Source organism: Nonomuraea endophytica, from assembly GCF_014203235.1.
Taxonomy (GTDB): domain Bacteria; phylum Actinomycetota; class Actinomycetes; order Streptosporangiales; family Streptosporangiaceae; genus Nonomuraea; species Nonomuraea endophytica.
The window spans coordinates 28,302-48,235 of record NZ_JACHIN010000030.1; the positions used below are offsets into that span (position 1 = coordinate 28,302).

18 protein-coding genes and 1 CRISPR repeat array (1 of these 19 only partly in view) are annotated in these 19,934 nt (G+C 68.7%); of the genes, 5 read left to right on the forward strand and 13 right to left on the reverse strand.

What is annotated here, in order from left to right; all coding sequences use genetic code 11:
• Positions 1–84: direct repeats of the CRISPR family, unit length 29 nt; it begins 676 nt to the left of the window's first position.
• A gap of 852 nt (positions 85–936) precedes the next feature.
• From HNR40_RS52230 to HNR40_RS52250, 5 genes are read right to left on the reverse strand one after another with little or no spacing between them, the layout of a single operon-like run.
• On the reverse strand, positions 937–2,676 hold the full coding sequence (locus HNR40_RS52230) for an ABC transporter ATP-binding protein (RefSeq protein WP_312896871.1): 1,740 nt from the start codon (positions 2,674–2,676) through the stop codon (positions 937–939).
• On the reverse strand, positions 2,673–3,980 hold the full coding sequence (locus HNR40_RS52235) for a lanthionine synthetase LanC family protein (protein WP_184976200.1): 1,308 nt from the start codon (positions 3,978–3,980) through the stop codon (positions 2,673–2,675). The genes HNR40_RS52230 and HNR40_RS52235 overlap by 4 nt, the downstream gene beginning before the upstream one ends.
• Positions 3,977–4,963: a T3SS effector HopA1 family protein gene (locus tag HNR40_RS52240; protein WP_184976203.1), complete on the reverse strand. Its 987-nt coding sequence runs from the start codon at positions 4,961–4,963 to the stop codon at positions 3,977–3,979. The genes HNR40_RS52235 and HNR40_RS52240 overlap by 4 nt, the downstream gene beginning before the upstream one ends.
• Entirely contained in the window at positions 4,956–6,101 is a 1,146-nt protein-coding gene (locus HNR40_RS52245; protein WP_184976205.1) for a phosphotransferase family protein, read from the reverse strand. Before HNR40_RS52245 ends, HNR40_RS52240 begins: the two co-directional genes overlap by 8 nt.
• Before the next feature lie 3 nt (positions 6,102–6,104).
• The gene (locus HNR40_RS52250) at positions 6,105–6,392 is read right to left on the reverse strand and encodes a hypothetical protein (protein ID WP_184976207.1); all 288 of its coding nucleotides are present in this window, start codon (positions 6,390–6,392) and stop codon (positions 6,105–6,107) included.
• Between the two features lie 577 nt (positions 6,393–6,969).
• Here HNR40_RS52250 and HNR40_RS52255 point away from each other — a divergent pair.
• Entirely contained in the window at positions 6,970–8,091 is a 1,122-nt protein-coding gene (locus HNR40_RS52255) for an epoxide hydrolase family protein (protein WP_184976209.1), read from the forward strand.
• A 74-nt stretch (positions 8,092–8,165) separates the two neighbouring features.
• Here HNR40_RS52255 and HNR40_RS52260 read toward each other — a convergent pair whose 3' ends face one another.
• From HNR40_RS52260 to HNR40_RS52270, 3 genes are all read right to left on the reverse strand, one after another.
• Positions 8,166–8,348: an alpha/beta fold hydrolase gene (locus HNR40_RS52260; protein WP_221341896.1), complete on the reverse strand. Its 183-nt coding sequence runs from the start codon at positions 8,346–8,348 to the stop codon at positions 8,166–8,168.
• A gap of 30 nt (positions 8,349–8,378) precedes the next feature.
• Entirely contained in the window at positions 8,379–8,780 is a 402-nt protein-coding gene (locus HNR40_RS52265; protein ID WP_184976211.1) for a VOC family protein, read from the reverse strand.
• Positions 8,781–8,988: 208 nt separating this feature from the next.
• The gene (locus tag HNR40_RS52270) at positions 8,989–9,411 is read right to left on the reverse strand and encodes a DUF6069 family protein (RefSeq protein ID WP_184976213.1); all 423 of its coding nucleotides are present in this window, start codon (positions 9,409–9,411) and stop codon (positions 8,989–8,991) included.
• A gap of 283 nt (positions 9,412–9,694) precedes the next feature.
• Between HNR40_RS52270 and HNR40_RS52275 the strand changes: the two genes are divergently transcribed.
• Positions 9,695–10,669 (forward strand): ArsR/SmtB family transcription factor, encoded by a 975-nt coding sequence (locus HNR40_RS52275; RefSeq protein ID WP_184976215.1) that lies wholly within the window; start codon positions 9,695–9,697, stop codon positions 10,667–10,669.
• A gap of 339 nt (positions 10,670–11,008) precedes the next feature.
• Here the strand turns inward: HNR40_RS52275 and HNR40_RS52280 are convergent, their stop codons facing one another.
• The 3 genes from HNR40_RS52280 to HNR40_RS52290 all read right to left on the reverse strand — a co-directional run bounded on the left by HNR40_RS52280 (position 11,009) and on the right by HNR40_RS52290 (position 12,392).
• Entirely contained in the window at positions 11,009–11,410 is a 402-nt protein-coding gene (locus HNR40_RS52280) for a hypothetical protein (protein ID WP_184976217.1), read from the reverse strand.
• Positions 11,411–11,815: 405 nt separating this feature from the next.
• Entirely contained in the window at positions 11,816–12,076 is a 261-nt protein-coding gene (locus HNR40_RS52285; RefSeq protein ID WP_184976219.1) for a hypothetical protein, read from the reverse strand.
• A 40-nt stretch (positions 12,077–12,116) separates the two neighbouring features.
• Complete coding sequence (locus HNR40_RS52290; protein WP_221341897.1) at positions 12,117–12,392, reverse strand: hypothetical protein; 276 nt, start codon at positions 12,390–12,392, stop codon at positions 12,117–12,119.
• 661 nt (positions 12,393–13,053) lie between these two features.
• Here HNR40_RS52290 and HNR40_RS57745 point away from each other — a divergent pair.
• The gene (locus tag HNR40_RS57745; RefSeq protein ID WP_376773621.1) at positions 13,054–13,251 is read left to right on the forward strand and encodes a WhiB family transcriptional regulator; all 198 of its coding nucleotides are present in this window, start codon (positions 13,054–13,056) and stop codon (positions 13,249–13,251) included.
• A 482-nt stretch (positions 13,252–13,733) separates the two neighbouring features.
• A complete protein-coding gene (locus tag HNR40_RS52300) occupies positions 13,734–14,138 on the forward strand; it encodes a hypothetical protein (protein ID WP_184976221.1) in 405 nt (134 codons plus the stop codon).
• Positions 14,139–14,156: 18 nt separating this feature from the next.
• Here the strand turns inward: HNR40_RS52300 and HNR40_RS52305 are convergent, their stop codons facing one another.
• Both HNR40_RS52305 and HNR40_RS52310 read right to left on the reverse strand, forming a co-directional pair.
• Complete coding sequence (locus HNR40_RS52305) at positions 14,157–15,458, reverse strand: cytochrome P450 (RefSeq protein WP_184976223.1); 1,302 nt, start codon at positions 15,456–15,458, stop codon at positions 14,157–14,159.
• A gap of 208 nt (positions 15,459–15,666) precedes the next feature.
• The gene (locus tag HNR40_RS52310) at positions 15,667–17,274 is read right to left on the reverse strand and encodes an FG-GAP repeat domain-containing protein (protein ID WP_184976225.1); all 1,608 of its coding nucleotides are present in this window, start codon (positions 17,272–17,274) and stop codon (positions 15,667–15,669) included.
• A 952-nt stretch (positions 17,275–18,226) separates the two neighbouring features.
• Here HNR40_RS52310 and HNR40_RS52315 point away from each other — a divergent pair.
• Entirely contained in the window at positions 18,227–19,504 is a 1,278-nt protein-coding gene (locus HNR40_RS52315; protein ID WP_221341898.1) for a PP2C family protein-serine/threonine phosphatase, read from the forward strand.
• Positions 19,505–19,934 lie beyond the last annotated feature (430 nt).

Genomic DNA, 19,934 nt, shown 5'->3' on the forward strand with positions numbered 1-19,934 from the left:
CCCCGCGCACGCGGGGATGGTCCCGAGTCGTACGGGGATCGAGTGGTCGGGACTCGTGCTCCCCGCGCACGCAGGGATGGTCCTCGACGCCGTGCTTGTGGCCGAGGCTAGCGTTCCCAGAGTCACTCTTGAGAGTTCAGACGAAGTGGCCGCGGTTTCGCCGATACTCTCGTGCCCCCGTCAGAAGCGTCTTCGGGCGAGATATTCGGGCTACCTGCGGGCAGAGAGATGCAGAGTGGCCTGGAGGCTGCAGATGGAGGTCAACTTCTGGAGGGGCCTCCGGAGCCGGGTGCGTAGGTTCGAATCCTACAGGGGGCACCCATTACCAGCCAGGCCAGACACCGTCTGACCTGGCTTTTTGCTTGATCCGCCGGATGTCGGTCACGCCCGTACCGTTTCAAAACTCGCAAACATAGTCTGAGCTGGCATTTTCTTCGAATCAGCTATGCGGCTCGGTGGTACTCGTTGATGGCTCCGCCGAGCACCTTTCGACGCCGAATCCGGCCTTCCAGCGGCACCAGAACGTGCTCGTCTTGATCGGGTGGACGTTGTTGGCGTGACTGGTGCGGGCGATGGTTGTTGTGCAGACGAACCGACACAAGACCCGATCCTGCCCTACCGCCTTCGCTGATCGAACCCGCAGATCAAGCACCGCGCGATGGGTTATGAAACGGTACAGCCTGGCGAACTGATTAAGCAGGTTGCTCCTTCGATGACGGCGGCGATCGTTTCACCGCCCCCTGTGGGTTGCCGTGTGCTCACCGTGGAAGGCCATGCGCCTTACCGATTCACCCATTGGGGCGTTCCATTCCGTTCCGTCGCGGATCCGGTACCGCTCGGTGCTGTAGCCGGGATGCTTCTGCGGGGCGAGAGTGGCGCCGGGGGGCCTGTGACGCGCCGGAGCCGGCCGACGTGACCGCTCTGGCGACCCGAGGGTTAGGTGAGGAAGGCGGTGTATCGGCCGTTGTAGCCGAGGAGGCTGGCGTGCGTGCCGGTCTCCACGACGCGGCCGTGGTCCAGTACGACGATCTGGTCGGCGTTCCGGACCGTGGACAGCCGGTGTGCGATGGTGATCGTGGTCCGGCCTTGGGTGAGCAGGTCGAACGCCTGCTGTACCGCTCGCTCGGTCGCGGTGTCCAGCGCGCTGGTGGCCTCGTCCAGGACGAGCACGCGCGGGTCGCGCAGCAGCGTGCGGGCGATCGCGATCCGCTGCCGCTCGCCGCCGGAGAAGCGGTGTCCGCGGGACCCGACCACGGTGTCGTAGCCGTGCGGTAGGCCGGTGATCAGATCGTGGATCTGGGCGGCGGTGGCGGCCGCCTCGATCTCGGCGTCGGTCGCCGCCGGCCGTGCGGACCGGAGGTTGTCGCGTACGGTGCCGTGCAGCAGGTAGGTCTCCTGGCTGACCACGCCGACGGTCGCGGCGAGGTCGGCGAGCGTGAGGTCGCGCAGGTCGATGCCGTCGAGGGTGACCCGGCCGCCGGTGGGGTCGCGCAGCCGCGGTACGAGTGATGCCAGTGTGCTCTTGCCGGCACCGGTCTCGCCGACCACGGCCAGCGTCGTCCCAGCGGGTACGTCAATGGTGACGCCGGCGACCGCGGCCGGGCCGCCACCGGGGTAGGCGACGGTGACGTCCTCGAAGCGTAGCCGGCCGGTGACGGTGGCCGGGTCGATCCGTACGGGGTCGGCTGGGTCGTCGATCTCGACCGGTAGGTCCAAGTACTCGAAGACGCGTCCGAAAAGGGCCAGCGAGCTGCTCACCATGGCGCCGGTGTTCAGCAGGCCCATCATCGGCTGGAGCAGCGCCGACTGCAGGCCGGTGAACGCGACCACCGTGCCGATGGTGGTCGTTTCGGCGTAGCCGGCGCCGACGTAGATCATGGCCGGGATCGCGGAGAACAGGACGTTCAGCGCCACCATCCGCCACCGGCCGGTGAGCTGGGCGCGGAGCTCGAGGTCGACCAGGCGGGTGGAGATCTCGGTGAACCGGGCGACCTGGCCGGGCCCGGTGCCGAGCGTCTTGATCAGCTGGATGCCGTTGACCGAAAGGCTCTCCTCAACCGTGACGGTGAGGTCTTCGTACGCGAGCTGCCGCTGGCTGAGTATTCTCCGGCGCAGCGCGGCGACCTGGCGGGTGACCAGCACCGCCGGTGTCGTCATCACGAGGGAGATGAGCATGAGCCGCCAGGACAACGCGGCCATCGCCACGGCGACGGCGACGGCCGTCGTGAGCTGCAACGCGGCCGAGGAGGCGGCCGAGGTGATCACGTTCTGCAGGCCTCCGACATCGTTGGCGATCCGCGATTGCACCTCCCCGGCCCGGGTCCGGGTGAAGAACGCGAGCGACTGCCGCTGCAGGTGGGCGAACACCTCGGTCCGCAGCCGGTGCATGATCCGCAAGCCGACCCGGGAACTGATCCAGCCCTGCAACATGCTCAGCACGGCGACCAGCGCCGCCACCGCGACGAGACCGGCACCGAGCTGGTAGAGCAGAGCAAGGTCACGCCGTGGCAACGCGGTGTCGATGACCGCCCGCACCAGGAACGGTGACACCGTCCCCACCACGGACGTGGCAACGGTGACCGTCAGCATCAGGACCAGCGCCGGCCAGTGCGGCGCGAACAGCCCGCCCAGCCGGCGCAGCGGCACCCTGTGCGCGGGGTCGGCCGGCTCGGTCACCGACCCCACCGCACGGGCAGCAGCAGGGATGGGATCTGCGGCGCCGCCAGCCGGAGGTAGAAGTAGCCGATCCCGGCCAGGCCGAGCATCAGATTCGGGCTCTCCTCACTGTGGGTTCCGCACGGCCAGGTGCCGGTACTCGCGTTCCGCTCCAGCCCGTGGTCGGCGACGAGCGATGGGATATCGCGGCCGCCCGCGTCGGCGCCGAGGATCACGCCCGCCTGCTGGAAGGACTCCGCGTTGCCGGGGAGCCCGTGACAGAGCGAGTAGTCGGCGCCGCCACCTTCCAGCAGCTGGCGCGTCACCCGCTCGGTGGTGGCGAGCGCCGTGGTCGCGTCCTGCCGCCACTGCGACTCGCCGAGCTGCTCGTAGGCGTACAGGCGGGACAGCGCGATGCCCGGGGCTCCGGTGCACCACAGCGGGGTGTAGACGCGGGTCCGGCCGGCGTCGGTGTGGCGCCGGAAGTCCGGCCAGTCGCCTTCTTCGACGCTCAGCCAGCGGTTCTCATAGCGCATCGCGTTACGGGCGGCCGTCGCGAACAGTTCCTCACCGGTCAGCCGGTACGCCTCGATCAGCGCGATGGCCACTCCCGCCGCGCCGTGCGAGAGGCCAGTGAGATCACGCTGAGCGGGTATCCGGAATGAGTGCCAGGACCAGCCGGTGCGGGTCTTGCGGGCGGTTCGTAGCAGCCAGCCGGCGGCCGTTGCCGCCGCCTCGGCCAGCGCGTCCTCGCCGGTGTAACGATGTCCCAGGACAAGCGCCAAGACGGTGCCGGCCATGCCCGACATGAGATCGAACTCCGGCCGGCCCGGCGACTCGACGTCCTGCCCGTCGACCGCCTCGACGAGCCGGCAGACCTCACGCAGCAGGCCGGTCCCGACGTCGACGAACTCCGCGTCGTCCAGCAGCAGCCCGGTGCGGAGCGCGGCCACCCCCATTCCGGACCAGCCGGTGTAGAAAGCGACGCGCATGTGGGGATCGAGCTCCTCGCGCCGGGAGAACGCATGCCGCATCGCCGCCAGCGCCGTCGGCCGGAACTCATCCTGGCCAGTGGTTGTGCACAGCTGGGCGAGGAACAGTGCGACGCCGCTGCTGCCGGCGTACAGGTTCGGGCCGAGCGCTCGGTAGGTCAACGCGAGCCTCGCGCCGTTCCGGTTCCGCAGATCCAGCGGTTCGGCGCCGACCCAGTTGCAGCGGTCTCCCGACCAGATGGCTTCGGCCACCAGCCGGGCGCCGATTCCCACCGCGGCCGACAGCTGCCGGTCCGCGGTGTCGGCGGCGGGGCTGTAGCCGGGCGCGCTCATGAGACGCCAACCAGGTCGGGACTCAGGTGCGCGGCGTCCAGATCGATGCGGGCTTCGGCAAAGCGTTCTTCCACGGCGGCCAGTACGGTCGCGTCGTCGGCCCATCCCGATTCGTGCGACCGCACCAATGCCTCGGCGAGCAGCCGGCAGCGGTGCTCCCCGAAGCTTCTCCCTGTTCCCGGGTCTTCGGCGAAACCCAGACCAGGAGCCAGTTGGGCGGTGAACACCGGCGTACGCGGGGAGAGGAAGCCGGCGATCTCGGCGTGCAGGGCGAGCATCAGATCGGCCAGCGCGGGATAGTCGTCGCGGGGCAGATAGATGACTCCCGCGTCGCACCGGATGAAGGTGCTCGGGTCGTTCGGCACCTTGAGGTTGAACGCCGCCGCCGCGGAGTTGAGCAGCCGAGTCGCGGCCGCGACGAACGGGGCGGCCCCGTCCGGGCGCAGGTTCCAGTACAGGCGTACGGGCCGTCGGCTGTCCATCGGGCGGTCGCCGCAGGCCAGGTAGAAACCGGGGGAGACCCAGAAAAGCTCCTTGGGCAGCCGTAGTGCGGCCCACTCGCCGGCAGCCGGCACGTCGGACGGTGTCGCCCAGGTCAGCTCGTCCGCCATGACGGTCAGTTCCAGCCCGTTCTTGACGACCATTACCCCGTACTCGTCGGTTCCCCGCACCTGCCAGCCGCCGTCCAGATGTCCCTGCCCGCAGTTGGCCGCCGACAACGCGGCCTCGAAATCGTGCCGGCTCGCTGACAGCCGGTTGACATGCCATCGCGTCCGCTCGGCTCGACCGTTTCGGTAGAAGTCGGCGTACAACCGGCTGGACAACTGGTCCACGAGATAGTCCCGGGTCGCGCGCGAGCTGAGCGTACGGGCGGCGCGGGCCGCCGGCCGCGCAGACATCACGCCGAACCACGAGTAGCACGCCGGCGGGTAGATGCGGGTGGCGGCAATGGCCTCGGCCACCAGCGCGCGGGTGTCACTCATCACTTCCCTCTCGCGGAGACAGGCCAAGCAGATGCTCGGCCGCTTCTTCGGGCCGGGCCAGCACGTTCTCGGCCAGTTGGGTGAGGCAGACCACCACCGTGGACACTCGGGACAGGGGCTTGGTCCGCTCGCACGCGGTCTGCAACAGCCGTGCGCCCGCGTAACGGATGCTGCGGATCAGTGCCGCATCCGCCGTCGCGGAGTCCCACCCGCGGACGCGCACGTAGGTCGCCCAGAACGCCCGCATCGCCTTGTGCATGCGCCCCAGCGGGAAGCGAGCCTGGTCGAGGTAGTGGTCGGGTTGCTCGCTGCCGGTCAGCGGGAACGAGATCAGCCAGTGGTGCAGGTAGGAGGAGAAGATCGAACCGGTGTCCCAGCAGGCATCGCCGAGGTTGCCGAGCTCCCAGTCGACGAGCGCCAGCCGGGTGTGCCGGCCGGAGGTACCGGCCGCGAGGACCACACAGTTGTCCAGCTTGAGGTCGTGGTGGATGAAGGCATCGGTCCGCCAGCCGGCGCGTAGCTCCGCGAGCGCCGCCCGCAGCTCCGGAGACGACTGCACGATCCGCACCAGCCCGAGGCCCGCGTTGCTCATCTGGCGATAGAACGCCGTTCCCGGCCGGTCCAGCCGCAGCGCCCAGGGCAGGTAGCCGGGAAACTCCGATGGTCGTTCCCGCGCCGGGCCGGTGGCATGTTCGTGCAGATCGGCGAGTGCGGCCCCGAGCCGGGTTCCGAGGGTGACCGGAAAACGCCGCGTACGGGCATGGTGGGTGAGGAGGTCCGATGCGTCCGGGAACAGTTCCAGGACGAGCACGCCGTGGTCTGCGTCGAACCCCAGGCAGCGTGGCACCGGCACCGAAGCTCGGCTGGAAGGATGTCGCCGGGCAAGCGAGTCGAGCAGCGCATACACCGCTGCCTCGTGTGCGGTCGTTCCCGGCCCGGTCCAGCCGGTGACCGGCTGGACCGGATCGGACCTACCCTGCTTGATGAACAGCCCGACCGCCGGGTCGGCACGCACAATGACGTTGCTATGACGGCTGGACGCATCGACCATGCCGAGACCGCCGTCAACTACCGCGTCCGGGTGAACATGCTGCCGATCCAGCAGATAGCCGGTCAGCTCCGATAGGCCGAGGACCATGGGTTAGCAGCCGAAGGTATTGCTGCATACCTGGAGGTCGGTCGCGCAGCCGAAGTCGGTCGGAAGCGCGGTGGTGTGGCAACCGTCGGTCTCGATCCGGCAGGCCGGAACGTGCAGGTTGTTCGTGCACGTGACGGCATCCGAAAAGGCCGCTTGTGGAAGATACGGCCGGCCGTGCTCGACGAACGGGGTGACGTCAGCCGATTGAAGGTGCCTGGCGACAATGCCGCCCTGCAGGAAAGACGCTTGCGGGTTCGAGGCGAACCCGTTGCTGCCGAACTGACTACGCATGTCGCTCCTTCGATGACGGCGGCGATCGATTCACCGCCTCCTGTGCGTTGCCGTGCTCACGGGGAAGGCCTTGCGCCTTACACTGGTTGGGCGTTCCATCGCGTTCCGTGGCGTTCCATCGCACCAGCGCGTTTCCGGACTCTTCGGCCCGTCTCTACACGTGCGCGGCGTGTAGAGGGGTGCTCGCGAGGGCCCTGCCCGTGACAGGGCGGGCCCTCGGTCCCACGGCGACCTCAGGCCACGCCTGCGTGCCTGGCGGCCGGACATGCTGGGCGATTTTGTCGCCGCCGCGGCGTACGAGAGGTCATGGTGTCGGCGATCACGTTGTCGAGCCGGAAAAGCATGGTCAACTTCACCGATGTGAGCCGGACCGGGAAGCCTCGATCGCGCAATGGGGTCAGGTCACGACATGTGCGTGTCGTCTGGACTTGGTCAGCCCATTCCATGATCATTTTGGTAGTCCATCAAGGGCTCGCCAAAGGGGGATCATGGCGCGAGAAGAGCTTGCCCCTCTCGAGGACCTCCTCGAGAGGGGTCAGAGAAACCCTTGGAGACTCCAGTGACCCAACACACACCCATGATCGCTGTCACCGACGGCGAGCTGGACGAGCTGCGCTCCCGGCTGCGCCACACCCGCTGGCCCACCCCGTGGCCCACCGGCGCGTGGGAGGCCGGCACCGACCCCGGCGAACTGCGACGCCTGGTCACCTGCTGGGCCTCCGGCTACGACTGGCGTGTCCACGAGGCCACCATCAACGCGCTGCCGTCCCACGTCGCGGACATCGACGGCACCCCGGTCCACTACCTGCGCTTCGACGGCGAGCAACCCGGCGCCCTGCCGATCGTGCTGACCAACGGCTGGCCCAGTTCCTTCCTCGAACTGATCACCCTCGCCCGCCGGCTGGCCACGCCGTCGCGGTACGGGGGTGACGCCGCCGACGCGTTCACCGTCATCATCCCCTCGCTGCCCGGATTCGCCTTCTCCGCTCAGCGGCCCTCGCTCGCGCAGCCACCGCAGACCCAGGAGATCTGGCACCGCCTCATGTACGACGAACTCGGCTTCGCACGCTATGTCGCGCACGGCAGCGACCTGGGCGCCGGCATCACCTCCCGGCTCGCCGAGGCCCACCCCGAGTCCGTGGCGGCGATCCATCTGATGGCGGTCGCCGGCCCGCCCGCCTACGACGCCGACAGCCTCGCCCCCGAGGAGCAGGAGTACCTCGACTCCATCGCCCGCTGGTCCGCCGAGGAGGGCGGATACCAGCACCAGCAGAGCACCCGCCCGCTCACGCTGAGCTACGGTCTGTCCGACTCGCCGACCGGGCTGCTCGCCTGGATCGTCGAGAAGTACCGTGCGTGGAGCGACTGCGATGGCGACCTGTCGTCCCGGTTCAGCGACGACTTCCTCCTCACCCAGGCGTCGCTCTACTGGTTCACCGGCACCATCTCGACATCCTTCCGTCCCTACTACGAGTACGCGCAGGGGCTGACGAGGAGGGTGCAGCGGGTGGAGGTTCCCACGGCCCTCGCCCTGTTCCCGGCCGACCTCGCCCAACCGCCGCGCAGTTGGGCCGAGCGCACGTACAACATCACGAGGTACACCCGCATGCCGCGTGGCGGACACTTCGCCGCCCATGAGGAACCCGAACTCCTCGCGCACGACCTCACCGAGTTCTTCCGCCCACACCGCAATCCGTAGACGATCACTGACAGTCATGGACGCCACCCACGGCATCGTGCTGACCGCCTACTCGCCAGTTGCCGGCCCCTGTCTCAGCCGGTCCTCCTGCACGGCCGGTTCTGCTGTTCCAGCCATTTCGTGATCGCTCGGTTCGTTTCTTCGGGCTTCTCCTGCTGGATCCGGTGGCCGCAGTCCAGGCTGACCACTTCCACGTTGGGGACGAACTCGGTCAGGTTCTCGGACCTCGCGACCAGGTCCCGGTCGCCGTAGATCATGAGGGTGGGCTGGTGGATGATCGGGTCCGCTCAGCCTTGCAGGCCCGCCGGGTCGAACCAGATGACCTCCCACAGGTGGCCGTCCGGGTCGCAGAAGCTGCGGCTGTGCATGTCATGGGTGTCTGGCTGATCGACAGGAGACCCGCCTGCGGCGAGCGCCTTGTCCACGAGGTCGTCGACCTCTTCCCGGCTGTCCACCGACAGCGCGAGGATCGTCTCGGTGACCTGCGTGGCGTCGGCGACGTCGCGTGGGGTGAAGCGCCGGAAGAGCGGCTCGACCAGCACCATCACCTGGATCTCGTCGCTGATCACCACGCACGCCACGTCGTCGTCGGTGAAGTCCGGGTTCATGGAGTAGCCGAGCGCGGTGTAGAAGCTCTTGGCCTTCGCCAGGTCCTTTGTCGGCAGGTTGACGAGAATCTTCTTCGGCATGATCTGTTCCTCTTCTTCGGGGTGTTCACGTGCGCTTACTGACCGCCGGTGCCCGCACCCAGGACCGGCGGACTGCGTCTCGGCGGTGATCCTGCCCGTCCGTCCGGGCCGGCTGCTCCTGTGATTCGTCTTCGGCCGGCTACGGCGCGCTCTCGTTGAGCTGGACGGACGGCAGGTACCGCATGATGGCGAATGCGCTGGAGCGGGATCAGGCGGACAGGCGGCGGGCGATGGCCGGGACCACGATCGCCGCGGCGATCACGTGCGTCAGCATCAGCAGTACCCTCGTGGCCGGGGCCGCGTCCACGAGCACATCCGGCACCAGCGACAACACGGTGAGCGCGATCGTGGTGCGGACGAACGCCGTGCGCGGACGGCGGGCCCGGCGGGCCAGGACCAGGGCGAGCGCCAGGCCCACCACGGAGAAGATGACGGTCAGCACGCCGAACCCGGGCACCGGGATCGGCACGCCGCCGACAACCAGGCTGATCCCGGCGAACTCACCCGCTGCGGCGACGGCCGCGGTCGCCGCGCCGGCGACCGCCGAGGCGACCAGTCCACCGATGACCAGCGACTGCGTCGAAGAGGGAGAGGTAGCGGTGGTGATGTCTGCGTGGATGTTGTGCGCCATGGTGATGCCTTTCGGGGGGAGAAGTTACTAGGAGGGGTACACGCCGGTCTGCAGATGCCCTGAAGCGTTGAGCGTCTTCCGCGCATGTAGGCGCGGAGCGACAGCGGGACGAAGATCACTGGTAGTGCGGCCACCGGGTGCGCGAGCGGCCAGGCCACGTTTCCGGATGGGGCGCCCGGGTTGCCGATCAGCTCCCGGGAGGTCCTTGTGGGCTTATGGTGTGGCCTGGTCGAGAGCCCTTGCGATACATTCGGCCGCAGCCGAATCCAAAGGGTGCCCGCATATGCTCACGGTGGCGTTCTCCGCCTACGACGTGACCTCGATCAGGTTCGCCTACTCGCCGCTGAGGGAGATCTCGGCCAGCGTCCACGCCCTGCGCACCCCGGCCGGCCGGGCGCTGCACCTGCCATGGTTCAAGCAGGTACGCCCCAACCTCACGGCCGACCTGGCGCCCCTGCTGGACCTCATCCCCGGCGGCGCGTACATCCCGGACTTCCTGTGTCCCATCCCCACCGTCCCCACGCCGGACCTGGCCGGTGAGCTGGCCGCCCTGCGCGCCCTTCCCGACGAGGTGATCCGCGGGGACCTGGACCGCATGACGAGCTGGCCCACCTGCGGCCCGCTGGAGGGCACCGCGATAGAGCTCTACGAGAACCCGGGTCCGGCTCTGGACCGGCTGGCGCAGGCCATCGGGGCGTACTGGCGGATCGCCATCGCGCCACACTGGTCCCGCATGCGCAATCTGCTCGAAGGTGATCTCCTCTACCGCGCCGGCCGGCTCGCGCAGGACGGCCCGGCCGGGGTGTTCGCGGACATGCACCCGGCCATCCGCTGGGAAGATCGCACCCTCTACCTCCAACAGCGGCCTCAGGAGCTGTCCCGCGTGCTGAAAGGCGAGGGCCTGCTGCTGATCGCCTCCGTCTTCGTCTGGCCAGGCCTGTTCCACCGCACCGATTCCCCCGGCCAGCCGATCATCACCTACCCCGTGCGCGCCATCGCCACCCTGTGGGAACGTGGCACCGCGCCCGCCCCCGACGCGCTGGCGGCCGTCATCGGCCGCTCCCGCGCACTGCTGCTGACCGAGCTGGACACCCCCGCCTCCACCACCGACCTGTCCCGCCGCACCGGCCTGGCCGCTGCGAGCGTGTCCGAGCAGCTCGCCCTCCTGCTGTCCGCGGGCCTGGTCACCAAGCACCGCGTCGGCAGGGCCATGCTCTACGTACGGACCCCGCGCGCCCAGAGCCTGCTGGACGACTGACTCCGCAGGGTTGATTCGGCGCGACTGCCTAGTGACTCGCAGCCCCTCTCTGGACGGAGCCGGCCCCTCGCGATCATGAAGCGGGGTCCTGCGAGAGGTCAGGTGGAACACCCCCGAGGAGAGCCCTCACGGCGCTCCCCGGTCAGCCGCGCCGGCCGATTCGGGGGCCGGCGCCACGGCGGCGTCGCGGGACCGTCCCCTCGACCGGATCACGGCATCAAGCTGAGGTCCGCAGTCCGGGTTGTGGGCGACGATCGAGGCGTACGGTGCGGTGGCGAACGCCGTACAGGCCGTGCACGGCACCAAGGCCAGGCCCGCCGGTCGGCCGGTCGGTGCGGTTCATGGCGAGGTCCGGCGTTGCTTCAACTCGGCTTCCGCGACGTGCCGGCGGCCGTCCATCAGTCGGTCGCGGACTTCGGACTCCAGGGCGCGGAAGGTGGCGTAGTACCCCGCGTCGTAGTCCTCCACGATCTGAAACGTCCACCGATCCTTGATCACGTCGCGGCCGACCAGATCGCGGCGGATGCGTTCGGCCAGCTCACGCTGCCCGGCCTTGTCCAGGAGCTCCGTCACCGCGTCCAGGGCGAAGTCAGCCCTGCCGGTGAGCTGATGAAAGGTGTACAGGTGGCCCCGGGCTCGCTCCAGAAGCTCTAGTGCCTCCGTCAACTTGCCCACGGCCTCCACGGTGGTGTCGTCGGCGTGCTCGGGACGTCGGTGCTCGGAATCGGGCTCGTATGCCATGACCTGCCCGTACCCGCGTCGTCCTCGATAAACGCACCGCTTGTGCGTCGTTTGGCACGCCCCGGCCTCGATCGAGGGCGCCGCGATACCGGTGTCCGAGGTCGGCCGGGTGAGCTCGGCCTGCCCCAGTGCCGGACACCGTCGACGCCGAGACCGGCCGCCACGGAGATGAGAGTGGCAGCGCCGAGCCCGGTGATTCCTCCAGCGGCAGGACCAGATGGCGGGATTCGACCTGCGCACTAGCGTGCAGCCGGTTGAGCAGGCCCCGCTCGGCGCCCTCCGGCAGGGAGGCCCGCGCCGCCAGTTCGGTGATCTGGGGCGTAGCGATGCGGTGGCACTACGCCGTGAACGGCGGATCATAACCTCCACGATTGCCCTCACCCGTGGCCCCTACGGCATGGAGGCTCAGCCGGCTTCTCCAGAGCCGCGCGCACGCTGCCCGCGTACGGCCAGAACGATGTCCACGACCGTGGCCACGATCACCACGCCGGCCCCGATGGCCAGCAGCGGGATGCCCATCAGCAGGCCGAGCACACCGAGCGCGACGGCGAAGATCAAAATGAAGGAGCCGATCCTCACGTGCACCACAACGCGCGGGGTGGCACGGGCCATCGGCTTGCCTTCGGGCGAGCGCTCGGGCGGGCGGTAGTCCTCATTGTGCGTCATGATCATCAACTCTCGATGTCGATGGGCTCGGCGATGCTGTTCACGGCAGTGATCCCTTCTTGGTGATGTACGGCTGAAGCCGTCGGATCAGCGCGGCAGGATCGGCCACGGTGACGGTCAGTCCGCGATGGCGCACGAGCCCGATCGGCTCGCCACCGTGCACCGGCGAGTGGAAGCGGAGACACACGCCCTGCCTGGTGTTGGAACCGAACGTCAGGCCCCGGTCGGCCAGCGAGCACACCCCGCTCGGTGACGATGACCGCGCACGTGTCCGGCCGAATGCCCAGCAGCGACAACGGCCGGCGGTGGCGGTCATCGAAGGCGAAGGCGAACCGGTCAATGGACGGCAGCGGCATGTTCCCGATCTCGCTCACGGAACCTCCCCGACACGCACCACAGAGGCCGCCGGCCTCCGACATCGCGGGCGCCACGGCTTTCCCACAGCTCACCCTGAGTGGCCGGGCGCTGGTGACAGCGTCGGGCAAGCGCGGCAACAGGTCATGAGACTAGGCTGCCCTCGTATCGGCACATAAAACGACGCATAAACGTCGCACGCTTCCACCCTGACCGTCCCGGCGCCGGGCTCGCAGCAACCGAACGGCCAGCGACTGCGGAGCCCGGCACCGCTGGGCGGCGGCTGGGCTCATCAGAGCCCTACTGGATCCCGAAGTCGGCTCGGTGAAGGTGCTGGGCGTCGACGATCGGCCCACCGGTGCGGCAACTCCAATGCCAGCGTCCTGGTCGACATGGACGATCACCGCGTCGTCGACATCCTGCCTGATCGGGAGGCCGGTACCTTGCCGAATGGCTGCGCGCACGCCGAGAACAGAGCCCGTGTCGTGCGAACGCCGGACGAACTCGACACGCACAAGCCCTGCCTGCATCATGACCTCGCGCCTACCCCGCTAGTTCCGGGGTAGGCGCGCGAGCCACGCGGACCCATAGCTGGATCGAACGAGCCGCCTGTCTGGACGCGGATCCGAAGTTGTTCTTCCCCATCTCGGCGGACGGGCAGGGCGCGGCCGAAGGAGGTGTGCGCCAGATGCGTGGTACGCGATCGCTGCCTGGCCTATGCGCTGGACACCCGTCAACTGCACGGGGTGTGGGGTGGCACTGACCCCGCACCAGCACGGCGGGTTCGCGAGTCAACCCTAGATGCCCCCTTGGGCTCATGAACCTGGTGCGACACTCCGGCCATTGCCACCGGGCGCCATCTGGCGATCTGCTCGTGTCAGGTCATCCGCGCTTTGCGGCTCGGCGGTTCGGCTTGCGTCGGGCGCGAGTCGTCCGCGCCAAAGCGGCTGTGGCCGTGTCGGTGGCCGTGCCTATGAGCAGGGCGAGAACCATCGCCCCTATCGCGAAGGCCGCCTCAGGACCTGGCAGGCGCTGCCGTAGCCGCTGCCTGGCGCGCTGCGCTCTCCCCGTCTCGTCCCGGCCGAACGGGCTGGGCGACCTCAATGGAGTGCGGATCAGCGGTCATCACGTCAGCTACGGTCTGGGCCGTGTCATCCTCCTGAATCGGTGTCCCGAGAGCCTCTACCCATGGGCGGCCACCGCATGTGGTCTCTGCTGACCTTCCGCGCGAATCCGTGTCCGTGACGGCTGTCCGGGTGCGATCCCGAGACCGATGGCCCCGCCGGGGGGCAGGTGTGCGGCCATGCGACTCGGCGTGCTCGACATCGGATCCAACGCCGCCCATCTGCGTATCTCCGTCCTCGCCGGCGGTGTCGGCGAGATCTCCGCCCTGCATCTCACCGGCCACGCCACGGCGGTCGCGACATCCAGGACTTTCCACCAGCTCGCCCGACTGTGCGGGGCACCGGCGGCCAAAGCCGGTCCCCATGTGGCCCGCCGACTCAACCGCGACGACGTGCGCGAGGCCATCGAACTGCTCGCCGGCAGGATACCCCTGCTCCATGGGCTCCGGGTACGTCGCGGACTCGCCGTAAATCGGCAGCAGCGGAGAGATGACTCCACCGCCGATCCTCTCGGGCTGTTGCTGTCCGTACACCACCGCAGGATGAGGGACTCCGTCGGGACCCCGCGGCGACCGGCGAGGTGATCGTGGAGGCCGGCCTGCTCACCGGTGCAGGACGTTACGGCGGCAGCGCCCCGAGGACCGGCTGGCGAGCGCGCCCTTCGGCTCCGCTCCGCCGCCGCGCACGTCGGTGATGACGAAGCCGCTGCGGGGCCGTGTGGGTACCCTGCGCAGGGAGATGGTCAGGTCCTGGCGCGGCACCATGTAGTCCAGCCTCGCGAGCCGTACGGCCAGCGTCCGCAGCAGCGCGACGGTGACCGCTTCGCCCGGACACCGGTGTCCGGTGTGCGGATCCCCGCCGCCCTGGGGCACAAGATCGTCGCGTCCGAGGGAGGCGCCGACGAACCTGCCGGGTTCGAAGGAGTAGGGGCGTGCCCACAGGTCGCCATCATGGTTTTGGCCATAGAGGTCGAGCAGCACCAGGGCGCCTTCGGGGATCGGCTCGCCCTGCCAGGTCAGATCCTTGACAGCGAAGGCGCCGACGAAGGGGGCGATGGGGTAGAAGCGCCGTACCTCCTGGGCGAACGCGTCGGCGTAGGAGAAGCCGTCGGCGAGCAGTCGCGCACGATTGTCCGGCCAGCGATGCAGAGCATGAGCCGCGAAGGCCACATACCAGGCGACGGCGACCGTGGGCCTGATGATGTTGAGCAACTCGGTAGCGGCGAGTTCCGGCTCGAGGCCCTCGCCGTCGTGCCCGCGATGGCGCGCGACGAGATCGGCCACCGATCCGGCCGGCACCGCTCCCGGCTCGGAGAGCAGCCCGGCCAGCCACTTCTCGCGCCGTACCCGAGCCCGCCGTGCCTTCCAGTGCCGGGGTCCGACGCCGCCGAACCCGTCGACGAGCGCCACCATGTCGGCGGCCAGCGCGTCGGCTTCGTCAGCGGGCAACGGGACGCCCGCCCAGGCGCACACGCCCTCGGTGATGGCCTTGGCCGCCTCGTCGAAAACCACGACACGCGAGTGCGCGGGCCAGCCTCGAACCCGTTCGTCCCAGCGTGCGCCTACCTCCTCGGCCAGGGCGGTGACCCGGCCGGGGTCGGCCAGCGCGGACAGGAACAGGTGTTTGCGCGCTCGGTGCTCGGGTCCGTCGAGGCTGTGCACCGTCTTCTTGCCGGTGAGCGTGGCCTGGACCGGTTCGGGAAGCGCGCCATGCCGCTTCATGTGGCGTTCGTCGTAGAAGAACCGCACCGCCTCGGGCCCGCGCAGCGCCACGGTACGGCGTCCCAGCACACGAGTGCGGACGACGCCGCCGCGGCGGCGGCGCCACAATCCGGGCAGCCAGGCGTATCCACCGGTCAGCAGGCTGAGCGTTTCATCGAGGAAGGATGGGCGTGGATTCGTCATCTACGCCGCTTGCCCTCGATGCAGCGAACAAAACAGCGTGTCCGGACCGGTCAGAGGTCCTCCCGTGCCGAGGTACAGCGAGAGACCCCGGCGGCCGCAGGCTGCGCCCGACCGCGCGTCCCGGTGGTGAGGTGCGGTTCACCACCGGAACGAAGTACCTCGCTGGTGCGCGGAAACGACTCCACGGAGGCAGTATGTCGTTCGGCCGTTATCCGCCCACCCGATGCCCGGTCCAGCCGTTGCCGATCCAGGAGCGCGCCCCGAGGCTGCTGCCGTTGCTGGGATACAGGAACATGTTCCCGCCGTTGTCGACCATCACGACGTCGGCCTTGCTGTCGCCCGTCATGTCTCCCAGGTCCACGACCGCGATTCCCGCGGTCCAGCCGTTGCCGATCCAGGAGCGGGCCCCGAGGCTGCTGCCGTTGCCGGGATACAGGTACATGTCGCCGGAGGTGGTGATGGCCACCACGTCGGCCTTCCCATCGCCCGTGATGTCCCCGGCGTTCAGATTGGCCCACCCGTCCTTCCAGCCGTTGCCGATCCAGGAGCGGGCCCCCAGGCTGCTGCCGTTGCCGGGATACAGGTACATGTCGCCGGAGGTGGTGGTGGTCACGACGTCGGCCTTCCCATCCCCGGTCACGTCGGCCACGTTGATGGTGGCGATGCCCGCGCCCCAGCCGTACCCGATCCAGGAACGCTCGCCCAGACTCGTGCCGTTGCCGGGATACAGGTACATGTCACCCGAGGTGGTGGTGGCGACCACGTCGGCCTTCCCATCCCCGGTCACGTCGGCCACGTTGATGGTGGCGATGCCCGCGCCCCAGCCGTACCCGATCCAGGAACGCTCGCCCAGACTGGAGCCGTTGCCGGGGTACAAGTACAGGTCGTCGCCGTGGACCGTGAGGACGTCGGCTTTCCCGTCCCCGGTCAGATCGCCGACGGTGCCGCCTCCTCGGACGACGGGGGTTTGTGGTTTTCCGATAGGTTCACCTCTGCCTCCGGCGCCACCGCTACCGCCTTCTCCGGGGGCGCACGTCTCTCCGCATCCTCCGCCAGGTCGGTGGCTGATGCTGTCGGTGGACTTCTTCAGAACGGCATCGGGAAGGTCCGGCGGCGAGTAGTTCACGTTGAAGCTCAGGCCCGTGGGGGTGGACGCGCCGAAACTGTAGGACCAGGATCCGTTGCCCAGGATGTTGTGCTCGAGGAAGTATCTTCCCCATAGGTCATCGGTGCATGACCCGATCTTCTTGTAGGACACCATGTGCTGGCCGTGGTGGGTGAGCACGCTTCCCCAGTACTCGGTGGCTCTGAGCCCCCACACGCTCTCTTCCTCGCCCCCGTCCTTCCGGTAGGCGTCCCCGTGCTTGGGTTCGTTCGACCGTGACCACGCCCATAAGTAGTCGCCGGCGTACTTCCAGCAGGTCGGGGTTTCGGGCTTGATCCTTACTGCCGAGGCGTCGTCGGGCGCCATGCGGGGATTCGGCTCGGAGTAACCGTTCTTGAACTGCCATGAGCCGGTGAAGTTCCACCACTCTCCGTACTGGTCCTGGACGCGGTACCAGTAGGCGGAAACCTGGAAGGCGTCGACGGGAATCTCCGGGACGCTCGCGGATGCCATGGTCGGCGTGCCGGCCACGGCTGCGTTGTGAGCCCGCTGTGCCTGCTCCGCCGGCACGCCCTCGGCTCCGGCGACGCTGAATCGCACCGTGTCCCCGCCGGCCTGCTCGATGGCCCTGGACAGGCCGGTGAAGTCGCTGGGATGGGCTCCCCAGTAGGCGGCCGCGGCTTCGGCGACCAGCAGATGTTTCGGTTTCACTCCGGAGACGGCCGGTTGAGCAGCCGTCGCCGACAGGGCATTCTGCCCGCTCAGTAACAGAGCCAGCGTAGGAAGAACGACCAGGAGCCTACGCATGCCCGATTTCCTCGTCATCCAGACGCCCAGGCGCGGCGGCGGTGATCGCACTAGCGGTTCTTCTCATGCTTGTCCTCCGGAATACGGGTTGAGACGGGCTGTCACGCCGCCACCGTGCCGGATCGTGTTGTCGCGGGTCTTGGAAATTTCTTACCGGGGCGTCTCTCCCTCGGCGCCGGCTGTCGAACCGTGCGTAGGCCTCCGCTCCATCCACGGCCTGGGATCCCACCCGAAAGCTTCGCGACGGCCTGGTTGGTATCGCCGCAGGTCACAGCAGGCCGCATGTGTAAGAGGAAGGCATGGGGGCACTGGTGAGACGTATGCGCCCGGAATGGGTGCGCTGGTGAAGGGTGGTGATGGTCGTACTTTCGGGTTCCCGGCTGGAGTGGCCGATCACGGACCGCCCCGACGCACCGCGGGAGTGTGTGCGGGCCTTCGGCAGGTCGCTGGATTGACCGCTGGTGATCACGGCCGGCGAGGTCGCCATCAAGGTTCCGGAACACGGCAGGCAGGCAGCTGATCACCTGGGGCGATGTCGGCGGGGTGAGCCTGGAGGTCATGGATGCGGCTGGTGGGTAGTCGCAGCGATCCCGCCCCGGGCATCGGGATCTGGCCGACGTGCCGCCGTTGCGATGAGATCAGCGACCTTACCCGGCTGACGGGCGGCGCTGCCGTACCGGAGGAGCTGAGTAGCTGAGCGCCCCCACCACGGCGGCGCGGCCGATGACGACGCATCGATGCGGATGACCGCCGCGGTCGGAGGGCAGCCGAGCGATGCCCGTCGTCGCAGCGCGGCCGCGGGTGGGCGCCGGCCGGGGTCATGGTGCTGAAAGGCGAACGCAGGAGTGGGAGTGTCATGGTGGAGATGAGCGGGGTGGAGCGGATGTTGAAGGGCCTGTTGGAGGCCAGCCACCTGGCAACCTTGGATGATCTTCCCGGGCTGGTGACCCGCCATGCCGCTCACGCGGGCCTCGACGACGTGGTGATCTACGTGGCCGATCTACAGCAGAGCGTGTTGCGTCCGATGACGCCATCCGGCCTGGGCGCGGCGTCCGCGGCTCGGTCACACGGCAGCAAGCACGGACCCGGCCAAGACGGCGAGCACGATGGCGAGTTGCGCATCGATGCCACGCTGCCCGGCCGCGCCTTCCAGGAAGTGCGGCCCTTGTCGCAGCGCAGCGAGGACGGGCGGCAGTTGTGGTGGCTCCCGCTGCTGAACGGCACCGAACGGCTCGGCCTGCTCAAGCTGCCCGGCCCTGAGAGCGAGCCCCCTGCGGCCGGCCGCCACCTGGCGTCCCTGCTGGCGTTGCTGCTGGTCAGCCAGCGCGTCAGCAGTGACTCCTACCCCAGGCTCGTGCGCTCGCGACCGATGAACGTCGCCGCCGAGATGCAGTGGCGGCTGGCCCCGTCGCTGACCTGCGCCACCCCGCGGGTGACCATCGGCGCGGCGATGGAGCCCGCCTACGAGATGGGCGGAGACACCTTCGACTACGCCTTCTACGACGACACCCTGCATCTGGCCGTCTTCGACGCCGAAGGCCATGACCTGTCGGCGGCCCTGACCTCCACACTGGCCATGGCCTCCTGCCGCAACCATCGCCGTCAGGACATGGACCTGGCCGCCAACAGCACGGCCATCGAACAAGTCCTGATCGCACAGTTCGGCCGCACCACCCGCTATGTCACCGCCGTCATGGCCGACCTCGACCTGCAAACCGGCATGCTCAACTGGATCAACCGCGGCCATCCACCGCCGGTGCTCATCCGCGGCGGCCGCTGGAGCACCACCTTGACCTGCCCACCCTCCCATCCCATGGGCATGAATCTGGGGGTGCCCGTCACCGTGTGCCACGAACAGCTCGAACCCGGTGACCGGCTACTGCTCTACACCGACGGCATCACCGAAGCCGGCGCACCGCACGGCCGCGAATTCGGGCTGGCCAGATTCGTCGACTTCATCATCCGTCACCACAGCAGCAACCTGCCCGTCCCCGAAACCCTCCGACGCCTGATCATGAACATCCTCGACCACCACCACGGCCAACTCGGCGACGACGCCACGGTCCTGCTCACCGAATGGCGCACAGCCGCCCACGAACAACTGGCGCCGGAACTGAACGAAGCACGCTCATAGTTTGCGCAGCCCGTCCCTGGGCGCCCGGCGACTCCGAGGCCGGCACGCTGGTTGGCGGACCGAACTTGTGATGCCACGTCCGGCACATTCGCCCGCCGAATCGGGTGCTCTGCGCTCGGGCGAGATTCACCGCGAGGCATCCCAGAGGGGTACTCACCGCCCGGACACCCATCTCACACTTCATGACCGCGTCGGGCGGCCCGCCACAGCAGGTGCTGCGTGAGCAGTTCCCGCTCAAAGCCTTGATGTGGAGGTTTACCGCGCGGGACCCCCGCCTGGCAGCGGTCTCGCAGGCCATCGAGCACGTCGGCCGCGCCTGCGGCCCCACGTCGCGGGTCAGGTGCTGTAGGTGGATGTGCTGGTGAGGTGGGCGGCGTTCATCGCTTGCTGTGGTGAGGGGTGGGTGTGGAAGAGGTGGTCGGTGCCGGTG

Coding starts and splice junctions, on each gene's coding strand:
- HNR40_RS52235 (WP_184976200.1), bottom strand. CDS start 3,980: ATGAGCGCGCCCGGCTACAGCCCCGCCGCCGACACCGCGGACCGGCAG.
- HNR40_RS52240 (WP_184976203.1), bottom strand. CDS start 4,963: ATGAGTGACACCCGCGCGCTGGTGGCCGAGGCCATTGCCGCCACCCGC.
- HNR40_RS52245 (WP_184976205.1), bottom strand. CDS start 6,101: ATGGTCCTCGGCCTATCGGAGCTGACCGGCTATCTGCTGGATCGGCAG.
- HNR40_RS52250 (WP_184976207.1), bottom strand. CDS start 6,392: ATGCGTAGTCAGTTCGGCAGCAACGGGTTCGCCTCGAACCCGCAAGCG.
- HNR40_RS52255 (WP_184976209.1), top strand. CDS start 6,970: ATGATCGCTGTCACCGACGGCGAGCTGGACGAGCTGCGCTCCCGGCTG.
- HNR40_RS52260 (WP_221341896.1), bottom strand. CDS start 8,348: ATGATCTACGGCGACCGGGACCTGGTCGCGAGGTCCGAGAACCTGACC.
- HNR40_RS52265 (WP_184976211.1), bottom strand. CDS start 8,780: ATGCCGAAGAAGATTCTCGTCAACCTGCCGACAAAGGACCTGGCGAAG.
- HNR40_RS52270 (WP_184976213.1), bottom strand. CDS start 9,411: ATGGCGCACAACATCCACGCAGACATCACCACCGCTACCTCTCCCTCT.
- HNR40_RS52275 (WP_184976215.1), top strand. CDS start 9,695: ATGCTCACGGTGGCGTTCTCCGCCTACGACGTGACCTCGATCAGGTTC.
- HNR40_RS52280 (WP_184976217.1), bottom strand. CDS start 11,410: ATGGCATACGAGCCCGATTCCGAGCACCGACGTCCCGAGCACGCCGAC.
- HNR40_RS52285 (WP_184976219.1), bottom strand. CDS start 12,076: ATGACGCACAATGAGGACTACCGCCCGCCCGAGCGCTCGCCCGAAGGC.
- HNR40_RS52290 (WP_221341897.1), bottom strand. CDS start 12,392: ATGACCGCCACCGCCGGCCGTTGTCGCTGCTGGGCATTCGGCCGGACA.
- HNR40_RS52300 (WP_184976221.1), top strand. CDS start 13,734: ATGCGACTCGGCGTGCTCGACATCGGATCCAACGCCGCCCATCTGCGT.
- HNR40_RS52305 (WP_184976223.1), bottom strand. CDS start 15,458: ATGACGAATCCACGCCCATCCTTCCTCGATGAAACGCTCAGCCTGCTG.
- HNR40_RS52315 (WP_221341898.1), top strand. CDS start 18,227: ATGGTGGAGATGAGCGGGGTGGAGCGGATGTTGAAGGGCCTGTTGGAG.